Origin of the sequence: Alcaligenes sp. GCM10023179, assembly GCF_042653705.1 — a bacterium.
In the GTDB taxonomy this organism is placed as follows: domain Bacteria; phylum Pseudomonadota; class Gammaproteobacteria; order Burkholderiales; family Burkholderiaceae_B; genus Alcaligenes; species Alcaligenes phenolicus.
Genome location: NZ_JBHSIQ010000001.1, coordinates 674,825 through 687,995, shown reverse-complemented (window position 1 = coordinate 687,995; position 13,171 = coordinate 674,825). Strand labels below are relative to the sequence as shown.

General features: G+C 56.6%; 14 protein-coding genes. 10 read left to right on the top strand and 4 right to left on the bottom strand.

What is annotated here, in order from left to right:
* Positions 1-27 precede the first annotated feature (27 nt).
* Positions 28-981: a DUF3829 domain-containing protein gene (locus tag ACFPDR_RS03060; protein ID WP_035273463.1), complete on the top strand. Its 954-nt coding sequence runs from the start codon at positions 28-30 to the stop codon at positions 979-981.
* A 300-nt stretch (positions 982-1,281) separates the two neighbouring features.
* On the opposite strand, the gene ACFPDR_RS03055 is transcribed toward ACFPDR_RS03060, so the two are convergent.
* Positions 1,282-1,665: a DUF4168 domain-containing protein gene (locus ACFPDR_RS03055; RefSeq protein WP_035273462.1), complete on the bottom strand. Its 384-nt coding sequence runs from the start codon at positions 1,663-1,665 to the stop codon at positions 1,282-1,284.
* 116 nt (positions 1,666-1,781) lie between these two features.
* Positions 1,782-2,201, bottom strand: coding sequence for a DUF411 domain-containing protein (locus ACFPDR_RS03050; protein ID WP_096917395.1), 420 nt, complete (start codon positions 2,199-2,201; stop codon positions 1,782-1,784).
* Positions 2,202-2,318: 117 nt separating this feature from the next.
* Here ACFPDR_RS03050 and ACFPDR_RS03045 point away from each other — a divergent pair, with 117 nt between their 5' ends.
* Positions 2,319-2,795 carry a YbaK/EbsC family protein gene (locus ACFPDR_RS03045; protein WP_009460799.1) on the top strand — a complete coding sequence of 159 codons (477 nt, stop codon included), beginning with the start codon at positions 2,319-2,321 and terminating at the stop codon, positions 2,793-2,795.
* 353 nt (positions 2,796-3,148) lie between these two features.
* Complete coding sequence (locus ACFPDR_RS03040) at positions 3,149-4,177, top strand: sigma-54 interaction domain-containing protein (RefSeq protein WP_376910514.1); 1,029 nt, start codon at positions 3,149-3,151, stop codon at positions 4,175-4,177.
* Between the two features lie 40 nt (positions 4,178-4,217).
* Here the strand turns inward: ACFPDR_RS03040 and ACFPDR_RS03035 are convergent, their stop codons facing one another.
* Positions 4,218-4,754 carry a DUF4142 domain-containing protein gene (locus ACFPDR_RS03035; protein WP_226348433.1) on the bottom strand — a complete coding sequence of 179 codons (537 nt, stop codon included), beginning with the start codon at positions 4,752-4,754 and terminating at the stop codon, positions 4,218-4,220.
* 235 nt (positions 4,755-4,989) lie between these two features.
* On the opposite strand from ACFPDR_RS03035, the gene rpoN reads away from it, so the two are divergent.
* Positions 4,990-6,360 (top strand): RNA polymerase factor sigma-54, encoded by a 1,371-nt coding sequence (gene rpoN, locus ACFPDR_RS03030; protein WP_376910512.1) that lies wholly within the window; start codon positions 4,990-4,992, stop codon positions 6,358-6,360.
* 63 nt (positions 6,361-6,423) lie between these two features.
* On the top strand, positions 6,424-7,824 hold the full coding sequence (locus ACFPDR_RS03025; RefSeq protein ID WP_251197066.1) for an alpha,alpha-trehalose-phosphate synthase (UDP-forming): 1,401 nt from the start codon (positions 6,424-6,426) through the stop codon (positions 7,822-7,824).
* Here ACFPDR_RS03025 and ACFPDR_RS03020 read toward each other — a convergent pair.
* Complete coding sequence (locus tag ACFPDR_RS03020) at positions 7,769-8,830, bottom strand: mechanosensitive ion channel family protein (RefSeq protein WP_376910508.1); 1,062 nt, start codon at positions 8,828-8,830, stop codon at positions 7,769-7,771. The two genes, ACFPDR_RS03025 and ACFPDR_RS03020, sit on opposite strands and share 56 nt — an antisense overlap.
* A 137-nt stretch (positions 8,831-8,967) precedes the next feature.
* Here ACFPDR_RS03020 and ACFPDR_RS03015 point away from each other — a divergent pair, with 137 nt between their 5' ends.
* From ACFPDR_RS03015 to ACFPDR_RS02995, 5 genes are all read left to right on the top strand, one after another.
* On the top strand, positions 8,968-9,390 hold the full coding sequence (locus ACFPDR_RS03015) for a KGG domain-containing protein (protein ID WP_035273453.1): 423 nt from the start codon (positions 8,968-8,970) through the stop codon (positions 9,388-9,390).
* 85 nt (positions 9,391-9,475) lie between these two features.
* Positions 9,476-10,447, top strand: a complete 972-nt coding sequence (locus tag ACFPDR_RS03010) for an SDR family oxidoreductase (protein ID WP_022983321.1) — start codon at positions 9,476-9,478, stop codon at positions 10,445-10,447.
* Between the two features lies 1 nt (position 10,448).
* Complete coding sequence (gene otsB, locus ACFPDR_RS03005) at positions 10,449-11,243, top strand: trehalose-phosphatase (protein WP_060186696.1); 795 nt, start codon at positions 10,449-10,451, stop codon at positions 11,241-11,243.
* A 45-nt stretch (positions 11,244-11,288) separates the two neighbouring features.
* Complete coding sequence (locus ACFPDR_RS03000) at positions 11,289-12,413, top strand: DUF3182 family protein (RefSeq protein ID WP_376910505.1); 1,125 nt, start codon at positions 11,289-11,291, stop codon at positions 12,411-12,413.
* Positions 12,410-13,171 (top strand): alpha/beta hydrolase family protein, encoded by a 762-nt coding sequence (locus ACFPDR_RS02995; protein WP_083054568.1) that lies wholly within the window; start codon positions 12,410-12,412, stop codon positions 13,169-13,171. Before ACFPDR_RS03000 ends, ACFPDR_RS02995 begins: the two co-directional genes overlap by 4 nt.

Sequence of the window (13,171 nt, the reverse complement as noted above, 5' to 3'; positions counted from 1 at the left end):
GCATCAAAAGCACCAATCACTTTCATCATGAATTTAAAAAAACTATCTGTTTTCGCCACGCTGGGCCTTTGCATCGCTATTGCGGGCTGCAACAGCGAAGAAGCGACAGAAGCACCATCTCAAGCGGTCTCGTCCGAGCAAGGCTTTATCCAGAAATACAATGCCTATGTTGAAGTCGCCAATAGCTTGCATACGCCTTTCTACCGTGCGCTTTCCGATTATCAAACCGTCTACGAGCCTGCCGTGCGCTCGGGCAAGAAACTGGATAACTATTCCGTTGTTTCACTGGTAAGCATCAAGAACACCCAGGAAAAACTGAAATCCGCCTTGGCACTGGAAGCCAACATGCCGGAAATAGATGGACCAGCAAAGCAGTTTGATGACTCCTTGACCAAGCTGGCACCTCTCAATTCCGAGTTGAACAACTATGCCGAATCAAAAGAGTTTCTGACGGATGGCGGCAAAAAGGCAGCCGACAATAACGAGGCGTTCGTCAGCGCCCTGACAGAAGTCGTACAGGCAGAGGCTGCATTTCTCCAAGGTATTCAGAAACAGGATGAGATAAACATCCAGACCTCTTTCGATAAAGCTCCCAAGGACTCAATGGAGCATTACCGTTTGGGTGCCGTGCTGTTCAGCAAGCAGGCCATGAACAAGGTCGATGCTATTTTCGAGCAGCAGGGAGCAAAAGAGAGCATTCCCCCCTTCCAGGAAAGTCTTGACCAGGCAGCCGCGATGATCAGCAACTGGGATAAAAAATTCAAGGAAGAAACGCCACAAGGATGCCCAAGAATCATGTCGAAGATGAATGAATTCCTGGCTCAGGGCAGAAGCGTCATCCAGCATGCCTCTGAAGGCAATTACGTACCTCAGCAAGGCTCGATCAGCTGGCAGATCAATAACCCCATAAAAAATGACGCCAGCAGCTTGCAATTGAAATTCAATGCAATGATCGGGGCGCTTAACTATCCCCGCTGCTAATGGCGCCCAGAGACTGAGCTTGAAGCCGTAAATCTGGCGTCAGGCTCCAGTCTCAATGCAGGCAGTCATGCCGGCTCTGGCCGGCACGCTTTGTATTGAAGCGACCTACACAATCAGCACCCACGCTGCGCCTTTGGCTTGCTGCCTCCGACGGGGCTTTTTCCGGGGGCGCCGAGCTTTGGGGCAGCACGGCGACAAAAAAAACCCTGGACGATTACGTCCAGGGTTTAAATTTACCCACTACGGTCACTACAAAATGACACCCGGCGCTCTGTCAAACCCGAGGATCACAAACAAGCCTTACTTCAGCATCCCTTCAACACGCTGGCGCAAGGCCGGGTCCTGCTGAATCGCCAGACTGATACCGTTGTAGTCCGCCAGATCCATGCCATTAGCACTGACCACGCCTACCAGGCGCTGGTCGGCTTCCTGAACAATAGCCTGACGCTCTGCATCACTTTTGGCCGCATCCAGACGCGGCTGATATTCCGAAGCAGTTTGAGCGACCTTCTTGTAGGTGCGCGCATATTGCTCCAGCTGAGAATCCGTAGGTTTAACGACCTGGGTGGCAGCAGGGGCTGCCGAGTTGGCCGGAGCCGCATTGCCCTGGGCCATCGCAAAAGGGCTGTACATGCCAAATGCGACTGCGGTAGCAGCAAGAAAAGCTTTAACTGAGGGCTGCATGGATAGAACCTCCTAAACAGAGTCAATGAACGACCATCATGACAAGAGCGGCAGCAGCTTACAAGTTTCTCAATGTAGTTTCGTGTATCTGCATGCCACCCTTCCCGTTACAGACTTCAGTCGCGCGAGTAAGGACGTCCGTTAAAGTCCACGGTTACCAAATTGCCGTCCATCTGGCCCATGCCGGGTGAATTGGCGGGCATGCCTGGCGCGGCCACTCCACGCACACTGCCATCATTCATCATGCGTTTGACGACCTTGGCAGGCACATGGCCTTCAATCAATTGCCCCGTCTCTTCAATCATCGCGGTGTGGCAGGACGCCAGGTTCTCCGGCACTCTCAAAAGCCGCTTCACGTCTTGAATCTTCACGACCTTGACCTCTTTGACCTCAAAGCCTTCATCGCGCATGTGCTGTGCCCAGCCCCCACAACAACCACAGTTAGGATCCTGGTACATCGTAATAACGGGACCCTCTGCCAACGCCATGGAACTGAAGGCCATCAGGCTGGCCGTCAACAATAAAGGTTTAATCACAATTACATTCCTGTTTTGCAGCGCCACAGCGCTCTGGTTGACACTCTCATGCACTTGACTAAGACTAGGCACTCGCAAAAAAGTTTAACAAAACACACTAATCCGTCCTGATCCGCCATGAGTCTTGATTCCGTCAAACAGTTTTTTAACGAACACGCTGCCGATATTCAGGTAATTGAAACCACCGAAAGCACAGCCACCGTCGTGCTGGCTGCGCAAGTGCACCAAGTCGAGCCGGGACAAATTGCCAAGACGCTTAGCTTGAAAGTGGGCGATAAAGTAGTGCTGCTGGTCGCTCGAGGTGATGCCCGTCTGGACAACAAGAAGCTGCGTACCGCCTTCGGTACGCGCGTAAAAATGCTGGACCTGGAAAGCACCGAAGCCTTGACGGGTCACCCGGTTGGCGGGGTCTGCCCCTTTGGTCTGGCTACCCCGCTGGAGATTTACTGCGATCTGTCCTTGCAGGACTACGACACGGTCTTGCCCGCAGCAGGCTCTATTAATTCTGCGGTACGCATCACCCCGCAGCGCCTGGCCGAGCTGACCCGCGCGCAATGGATTGATGTGACTCAGCCGCCTCCAGCTCAGTCCTGACCCCCACCTGCGATTGGGTCAGAGGTTGACCTGCTGCCTTGTGCCCCCCAGGCGCAGGCAAACCTGCCCGTCGCTGACAGGTAAACAGATGTGTAAGTTGAATACGTACATGACCAGGCGACAAAAAACGCCATAAGAGCTCAAGGCATGGGGACGCGGCCATAAGGTATTTTCAGAAAATAAGCGGGTTCGTCCTTGCCATATCTGGTAACGAATGCCCTTTCTATCCTGATTAGGATAAGACATCGGATCTCAAATTAACTTTGTCTATCCCAGAGGAAAAAATGCCCCACCTATTATTGCTGGAGACAGATTCAGCTTTTATAAGCCTTTTTTTGGCATTGGCGCGGCAGATGAACTTTTCCGCCATCGCTGCAAATACGCCAGAAGATGTTCTGATCCGTTATCACCAGAAAACTCCTGATGCCCTGCTGTTTGGCCCCAGTGTCAGCGCCCTGCAGGCTCAGGAGTTGAGCCGTCGCATCGGACTGGATGCGGTGGAAAGCTATACCTTGCACGCCTACAGTGGCTCGACCCGGCAAGACCAGGCGCAATTGCGCACCTTGCTGGAGCAATTAAAAGCCAAGTATCAAAACGGTGCCTGTGCTTTTCAAGCCGAGCAGCATCATGACTTTGGCGAGTTTGTAGGCTGTTCCGCCCCCATGAAAAAACTCTATGAAAAGATCAGCAAAGTGGCCAGCACCGACCTGCCTGTGCTGCTGATTGGCGAGAGTGGCACCGGCAAGGAACTGGCGGCCCGGGCCATTCACCGCTGCAGCGCTCGCAAGGAACAGGCGTATGTACCCATCAACTGTTCAGCCATTTCAGAACAACTGATCGAAAGCGAGCTGTTCGGCCACGAAAAAGGCAGCTTTACCGGAGCCGAACGTAATCGGCAGGGCTACTTTGAACTGGCGGACCAGGGCACGCTGTTCCTGGACGAAATAACCGAAATGCCCATAGACGCCCAAACCAAGCTGCTGCGCGCATTGGAAAATGGCGAATACATGAAGGTAGGTGGCGACAAGTTGATCAAACATGATGCCCGCATCATCGCTGCGACCAATCGCCCGCCCATGCGCGCTATTGAGGACAAGAAACTGCGCGAAGATCTGTATTACCGCCTGGGGGTTTTTCCGATTCAAATCCCCCCCCTGCGTGAACGCGGCGACGATGCCGTCCTGATCGCCCAGCACTTGGTAGAACAGCTGAATCAGGAGCATCAGCAGAACCGCTCACTGAGCCTGGCCAGCATGAAGGAGATCGAGCGCTATCACTGGCCGGGCAATATACGCCAGCTACGCAATGCGGTACTGCGCAGCTATGTAATGAGCAACAGCGATCAGGTGGAAATCAATATGGAGGCCGACCCCATGGAATAAATGCTTGCCCAGTGTGGAACTGGGCAAGCTTGGCAAAAGCTTACTGGGCCACGGCAGGCTTCATGGAGTCTGCCAGCGCATGAGCATGCCGCAAGTGTTGCTGCAGCATGGGCAAAGCGTCCTGAGCAAAACCCATGACTTCCTTGTCTTTACCATCCTTGATGTAGTCCTCAAAGAGCTTGATGGTGTCCTCATGCGCTTTGACTGCCGCTTCGTTGGCATAGTCTGCATCGAACTGTTCACCCTCCGCGCCCTCAAGCATGGAGATCTTGCCGCGCTGCATCAGGCTGGGCTCGGTGGGCAGCTCCACCTTGCGGGCCTGTGCCAGCGTCTGCAGTTCCTTGGCCAGCTGCTCGTGGTCGTCGATCATCATTTGTGCAAATTCGACCACTCTATCGTTGTTGCTGCGCTCCAGAGCCAGCTTGGCAGCCTTCACTTCAAAATGTCCCGATTGTGCCGCATCTCTCAAGAACCCTTTATCCGGAGAAAACAGCTCAATGGCAGAAGCACTGCGAACACTCAAACCCAATACCAGACCCGCCGCCAGCGCCAAACACATCAGATGTCTTACTCGCATCGCACACCTCCAAAAACGTCAGTCATTGCCTGAAACCAGAACATCTTTGCTGACCTGAGGCCAATCAGCATGGCCAGCAAAGCCTTGACGGTGTCCTAGCAAGGACCGTACCCGCGCCTTGAACCTTGGGGCAGGAACGGAACTTGCTATGTAGATAGCACAGGGCCTGGATCATCCCGGCAACTGTGTCCGAAGAACTGTCGGTTCTCATCACCAACCACAAGGAGACGCCACCATGAAGCTGGAAATGGTTCCGCAGCTGCACATGCAGCAAACCCTCTCGCAGCGACTGCAACAGTCCGCACAAATCCTGCAGCTCTCGGCGCAGGAGCTGCAAACGCTGGTACAAGACAGCCTGCAAGACAATCCCCTACTGGAACCCGCTCCAGAACCCGCCGCCCCCATACGAGAGGGCCTGTCCCATCCTGTGTCCAGCCAAAGCGCTCACCTGATCGATAAGCACGACATAAGCCCGGCTCCGCGCAGCCGTGACGAACAGATCCTGGAGCATGTACGTTTGAGTCACGCCAGTGAGCGCTGCAAGGCCTTATGTGCCCTGATCGTGAACGCACTGGATGACAACGGATACTTGCGCGATCACTTTGAAGACCTGCTCCCCGCCGGCTACGAACACATCCCCCTTGCCGAATGGCAAACCGCGCTGGCGCTGGTCCAGTCCCTTTCTGTTCCCGGCACAGGTGCCCACTGCCTGTCCGACGCGTTGCGCTTGCAGATCCAGGCGCGTCAGTCTCTAGACCCGGTTCTGAAACAGAGACTGCTCAAGTTAGTGGCTACCGAGCTGCCCGCGCTGGCGCAAGGCGAATGGTCACAAGTGCAGAGCCGTCTGAATCTGTCCGATGCAGACTTTCATCAGGCGCTGCGCGAACTGCAAAGCCTGGACCCCAACCCCGGTCTGGCTTATCTGGAGCCGTTACGCCAGGCCATTACGCCAGACGTTCACGTCTACCGCGATGGCAAGCATTGGCGTGTGCTCGCGGACCCTCGCAGCCTGCCACGCGTTCAGGTGCATCAAGAATATGCCGCCACCCTGGAGCAACAGGCACGCACGCAACAGAACCGCCCTTTGCACAGCGCCCTGACTCAGGCTCGCTGGCTGGCCGAGAGTCTGGCGATGCGACGCAGTACGGTGTGCCGTGTCGCTGAATTCATCGTCCGGCACCAGATCCTTTTTTTCGAGCTAGGTGAGCAAGGCCTGCAACCCCTGCGCATCAGCGATCTGGCCAAGGAGCTGGATCTGCATCAATCCACCATCTCCAGAGCGACTGCCAACAAGTACATGAGCACTCCCTTTGGCACCTTGAGCTTCAGGCATTTTTTCTCCGGCGAGCTGGAGACTGATTTCGGTGGCAGTTGCTCCACCGCCCTGGTCAAGGAGCAGATACGCCGGCTGATTGCCAGTGAACCAGAGCGTCACCCTTTAAGCGATGTCGACTTGCATCAGGCGCTGCGTCAGAACAGTGTGGAGCTATCCAAACGAACCGTCACCAAGTACCGCCTGCAACTGGGTATTCCCAATGCCCGCGAACGTTTGCAACGGGCACGCTTGCGTGCTGTCAGCGGGCAGGATGTGCACCCCTTGAACTGAGCGGGTACGCAATTTGCTGATTCTCCAACGAAGATCCCTTAATAAAACAAAGCGAGAATCAGCATGAGCAAAATCATTGTGGTGTCCGTACGCGTGGCCAGTTCCGATCAACCTTGCACAGGCGGACTGGCCGTCGCGGTAGATCAATTGTTAAAGCACCCGCAGACCCAGGGCATCTGGCTGGGGTGGAACGGCCAATGTGATCCACAGCCGGGGGCGTTGCGTACCGAAGATCGGGGCAGCTACCAAGCCGTCACCTTCTCCTTCACCCAGGAGCAATACGAACAGTTTTACTGCGGTTACGCGAACACCTGTCTTTGGCCCGCCTTTCACTACCGCCTGGACCTGATGGACTTCCAGACCCACCACTTCCAGCAATACCTGGAGATCAACCGGCAAATTGCCGCTTATTTGCGCCAGATTGCCGAAGAGGACGACTTGATCTGGGTCCATGACTACCACCTGATGCCATTAGCCCATTTTTGCCGAGAGCAAGGAATGCAGCAGGCTATTGGGCTGTTCTTTCACACCCCCTTTCCGTGCCCGGAGATTCTGCGCTCCATTCCCCGCTATGAACAATGGCTGCCCATGCTGCACCATTACGACCAGATTGGCGTCCAGAGCCGTGGCGACCATCATGCGCTGACAGCCGCACTCCAGACCTTAGTGCCACCGCGTACGAGCGAGTCAGGCGCCCGTACCGTCAGCACAGACGTCTATCCCATCAGTATCGACGTGGATCTGGTTCAGGCTCTGGCCAAGGCCCCCTCATGGACCGACAGCGCCACACCAATCGAGCCAGTCAACGGGCCTGACACCATTATCAGTGTGGACAGGCTGGATTACACCAAGGGTCTGGCCTATCGGCTGCGCACCCTGGATACGCTGCTGCGTAGTTACCCGACGCTGCACGGGCAAACAACGTATGTCCAAATCGCCCCCTCTACCCGCGGCGATATTCACGATTATCAAGTCATGCGTGAAGAGCTGGAAAGTCTGGCCGGACAGATTAACGGTCAATTTGCCACGCCAGGCTGGAGTCCGGTGGTGTACATGAACCGCGCCTTTCCGGCCGGCCAGCTGATGCGCATGTTGCGCCGCGCCCGCGTCGGTTTTATCGCGCCCTTGCGTGACGGAATGAATCTGGTGGCCAAAGAATATATCGCTGCCCAGGACCCCGCCGACCCCGGTGTCCTGGTTCTGTCCACCTTTACGGGCGCGGCACAATCCCTGCAAGGCGGCTACCTGCCCGTCAACCCATTTGATGCGGACGCCACCGCACGCAGCCTGTATCAGGCCTTGAACATGCCGCTAGAGGAACGACGCCGACGCCACCAGCATTTAATGATGCAACTGCGACAGCAGGACCTGAGGCAGTGGTGCGAACAGTTCCTGCATGATCTTGGCATCAGCTCGGGCTTGAATCAGGCCCATGACCCTCTGGCTGAGCTTCCAGCATCCTGACGCGTACAAATGCATCCGGTTGGTGCTGACCCAGATAGGCCACCAAGCGCTCGCGCAACAAACAGCGCAAGTCGAACAAACGGCCCGAGTCGGCAGCACTGACCAGAAAGCGCAACTGCATCCCCCACTCATTGGTATCGGTCACCTGCAACACCTGAACGCGCCCATCCCACAATTCAGAGGACTCGCACAAGTCCTTGAATGCCGCGTTCAAGCCCTGCATTTCAACCTTGTAGTCCACCCATAGAAATACCGTGCCCAGCAAAGAGGCGCTGCGACGGGTCCAGTTCTGGAAGACAGTTTCTACAAACCATTGCAAGGGAACGATCAGACGGCGCTCGTCCCACACACGAACCACCACATAAGTGGCCGTGATTTCCTCTATCCGGCCCCACTCCCCTTCCACAATCACCACATCGTCAATGCGTATGGGCTGGGTGAATGCGATCTGCAAACCGGCAATAAAGTTACCCAGCACCGGCCGGGCAGCAATACCGGCTACCAGCCCCGCTACCCCGGCCGATGCCAGCAGGCTGGTGCCCAGTTGCCGTGCGCCGGGTAGAACCATCAAAGCAAAGGACAAGCCCAGCAAGACCAGCAAGAAATGCACACTGCGTGCCAGCACGCGCGCCTGGGTGTAGATCTGACGCGAACGCAGATTGTCGGACACATTCAAGGGGTGACGCACCACCACAAGCTGGAACAGAGATTCGACTGCACTCATCAGCATCCAGGTCGTGCAGATAATCAGCACCAGCATGTCCCCAACGATCAGATAGGACTGCCACTTGGCCGAAATGGGGGCCAGCGGAATACATATGCGCAAAAATACGGCCAGAAAAAACAGCCGCGACGGCCAGCGTATCCGTTCGCTGAAAAACCGCAGAAAGTGCTCTGGCGAGGCCAGTCTTTCAATAATCTTGCCACCCAGAAAATGCACCAGCAGCAGTATCGTCCAGCCGCCCAGCAATAACAGCAGCCACATCCACCACGTCATTGACATCATGATTGCTCTCCTGAAAACCATGTCTCCAGATACAGCAACTTGTGTGCCGCGCCCCGCCCCCAGGCAGTCAGGCACGCTTTGTGCTGGGTCAGTCATAACCAATCACGTGATTGGTGTTCTTTCTCAAGGAGAGTTATATGACCCAGCACACAAACAAACAGGATCATAAAGATCAACGTGGCTTTGCCTCCATGGACGACAAAAAGCAGCGCGAGATTGCTGCTGAAGGTGGGCGTGCCTCGCACGAAAAAGGCACCGCGCACGAGTTCACCCCGGAAGAGGCCCGTGAGGCTGGCGCTAAAGGTGGCCGTGTAGCCCATGAACGCGGTACGGCGCACGAGTTCAACTCTGAAGAAGCTCGCGAAGCCGGTGCCAAGGGCGGTCGCGCCGCTCATGAAAAGGGCACAGCTCACGAGTTCACTTCCGAAGAAGCCCGTGAAGCCGGTGCCAAGGGTGGCCGGGCAGCCCATGAAAAGGGCACGGCCCATGAGTTCGACTCCGAGGAGGCCCGCAAGGCCGGCGCCAAAGGTGGCAAGGCCACCCAGGACCAGCGACGCTAAGCCTTAACCAAGCCCCAGTTGGACGCGGTGCACCCACCAGGGCCGCCGCGCCCTGTCCCATTCCTTGTCTATTTCAGGAGCCGTCATGACAACGCGTCAAACAGTGAAAGAGCAACGTCACCTGCAAGAACAGCAGGACCAGAAGGACAAGAACGGGGTCGGCCAGAACGAGCCCGTTACGCACGATAAGAGCCACCCAGGCAGCGATTACCCCACTCCCCCCCTGCCGCAACAACACCTGGAAAAGCCTGGGTGTGAAAGTGATCTGGACCCGGCCCCCCGCTACGAAGCCTCCAGCTACAAGGGCAGCGGCAAGCTGGAAGGAAAAGTAGCCGTGATTACCGGTGGGGACTCGGGCATAGGCCGGGCCGTTGCCGTGCTCTATGCCCGAGAAGGTGCCGATGTGGCGATTGTGTATTTGCACGAGGATGAAGATGCCGGACGCACTCGTCTGGCCGTCGAGGCCGAAGGCCGCCAATGCCTGACACTGCGCGGCGATGTGAAAGACCCTGAATTTTGCCGACAAGCGATTGAGCAGGTACTGGACCGCTTCGGTCACCTGAATATTCTGGTCAACAATGCCGGCTTTCAGGAACATGCCCAATCCTTGCTGGACCTGACCCCGGAGCGACTCAATGAAACCTTCCACACCAATATCTATGGCTATATCTACATGGCCCAGGCCTGCCTGCCGCACCTTCACGCGGGCGATGCCATCGTCAATACCAGCTCGGTCACAGCCTTGCGCGGGGCCGCTCATCTGCTGGACTACTCCAGCACCAAGGGCGCCATTATTGCCTTCACGTACTCCCTGGCGGCCAACCTGGCGCCCAAAGGTATACGTGTAAACGCGGTCGCTCCCGGACCCGTCTGGACCCCCTTGAACCCCGCCGACTCCCCGGCCGAAAAAATCCCCGAGTTTGGTGCCGATACGGTCTTTGGCCGCCCCGCCCAGCCGGAAGAACTGGCGCCTGCCTATGTCTACCTGGCCAGCCCGATCACCGCCAGTTACATCACCGGCACCGTGCTCCCCATCACGGGTTACCCAGGAAGCTGATATGAATAACGCTCTGCATTTGGATCAGACCGCCTTGTTTCTGGATCTGGACGGTACCCTGGTCCCCTTGGCTGCGCGGCCTGACCAGGTATTTCTTCCCCCGTCCACCGCCGGCCTGCTGCTGAATCTGCACGCTGCCTGCGACGGCGCGGTGGCACTGGTTTCAGGCCGCGACTATGACAGCCTGCATATCGCCTGCACCAAGCTTCCGCTTGCCATGATCAGCAGCCACGGCGCAGCCATGTATGACGCCGAGGGTCAGGAATGCTGGAACATCCCGATCAACCCGGCTGAGCACCACAGCCTGTCCCGCTCTGTCGCCGCCCTGATCCACCCCTATTCACTGGTTTGGATGGAGCGCAAATCGCACGGTGTGGCTGTGCATTTTCGGCAACGCCCTGAAGTTGGCGAGGCCTTGGCCACGGAACTGCACGTGCTGTGCTCGGAATATCCCGGCTTTGATCTGATCCGCGGACATTGTGTCATCGAACTGCGCATGAGCGGCTTTGACAAAGGTCAAGCCCTGGCCCGAGCCCAACGCCTGCCCGCGTTCGCCGACCGCAAGCCCGTCATGATTGGCGACGACTTGACCGATGAGGCCGCCTTTGAGTTTGTGAACCAGAAAGGCGGGCTGAGCATACGCATCGGTCCTCAGGAGCCAGCCAGCGCGGCCCAGCTTTCCTTGCCACACCCCTCTGACCTGCTGACACTTTTGCAAACCAGTCTGCTGGAGACGCGCTTTTTCTCCGAGCTGGCACAGCGAACGCCCTCAGGCGCCAAAACGGTTGCGCCATGACTCGCTGACACTGGCCGCACTCTCTTTACTTAAAAGGATGGCCCCATGAGCAAGATACTTACCTCTACGCCCAAGACCTCCTTGCAAATCAGCCTGCCCAGCAAGGGCTGCAACAAGGGCGCGCTCCAAAGTCTGGAATTCATGGCCAGGGAACTGGCGCAATTCCTGGATCTGCCTCGAGTCCATATTGACTATGAAGACCAGCTAAAGCCCAGCTCCGAAAACACTTACTACCTCCCCCTGCAGACCTTGAGCCTGGAGCAGGCGCGACAACTGGGTATCGAACAGGCCTCCCAACTGTATGGGGGTGTAGTGCCATATGACTTTCTGGCCCATAAAACCGTCGCCCATCCTCTTCCCCAGGACGATATGGATCGCCCGGAAGGCTGGAACAATGAGCTGGGCCTGGCGTTACGGCACACGGTCTTGCCAGGCTACAGCGTCTTTTCAAGAAACGACGCGCTACGCACAATGAGCCTTCTGGATGAAGCAGGCCAGACCGGCATACGGGCCAAACTGGCCAGTGCTAATGCAGGCAAAGGCCAGAAGGTGATCTACAGCCGTCAAGAGCTGGAAGAGCTCTTGAACCTGCCGCCGTGGCAGAGTCAACTGGAACAGGGTCTGGTACTGGAGGAGAACCTGCTCGATGGCGAGACCTTCAGCATCGGCCAGACCCAGGTGGGCGAGCATCTTTTTTCCTATATTGGCCAGCAACACCAGACCACCAACCTGCAGCACGAGTCCGTATATGGCGGCTCCAGCTTGCTACTGGTTCGCGGCGGGTTTCCGCAGTTGCTGCAGCTCTCAGGCATGAAGCGCATTGAGCATCTGCTTGAGCTGACCATAAGCTACGAAAAAAACATCAGGCAGGCCTTTCCTGAACTGTATGCCTCACGTCGCAACTATGACCTCATCGTCGGTAAAAATGCGCGTGGCCACTACAAGGCAGCCGTACTGGAACATTCCTGGCGTTTCGGCGGAGCGTCCATTGCAGAGATTCTGGCCATCCGCACCCTGCAACGCCACCCTGAGCTCCAACATACCCACGCATGGACACGCGAGCGCTATCTGGACGATGCCAGCCTGGTGAAAAACTCCCCTCATCTTTACAGCCTCGACCAAGAAGACGAGGCTTATCTTGCCCGCTTCGGCGGCCCACTGCCATCATGAGTACGGAAATTTTCAACACCACCATCAAAGTGCCCCATCAGCACCTGGATGCACGCCTGCTAGTCCCCCAATCCCCTGTCCCTGGCATTTTGTTCGTGCACGGTTGGGGCGGCAGCCAGCACTTTGACCTGAAACGCGCCCACACCATTGCCGGTATGGGCTGTATTTGTCTGACCTTTGATCTTGCCGGACACAATGCCAATCAGCACGAGCGCGAGAACGTCACCCGAGAACAGAACTTTCAGGATATCTGCGCGGCCTTCGACACCTTGAGCAGCCACCCTATGGTGGACTCCAGCTCCATCGCCATTGTGGGGCACAGTTATGGCGCCTATCTGGCCTGCCTGTTAAGTGAATTTCGATCGGTACGCTGGCTCAGCTTGCTGGCTCCTGCCTTGTACCCGGACGACGACTGGCTGTCTCCAAAGGATCAGCTCAACCGAGAGTTGCTGCAGGACTACCGTCTGCATACTCATTCTCCGCAAGAGAACCGCGCCTTGCAGGCCTGCTCCAAATTCACGGGAGATGTTTTGCTGTTTGAAGCGGAATACGATGAGCTGATTCCCCGCCAGACCTTGCTAACGTATCGCCAAGCCTTCAGCCAGGCTCATTCCCTGACACATCGAGTGCTGGAAGGCAGCAACCACGCGCTGGACGAAAAAGTCGCCCAGCGTGATTACTCCGTACTGCTTTATCGCTGGATTCAGGAAATGATTATTGGCGCCCGTATTGGGCACCTGCCCAATAACACCACTTGA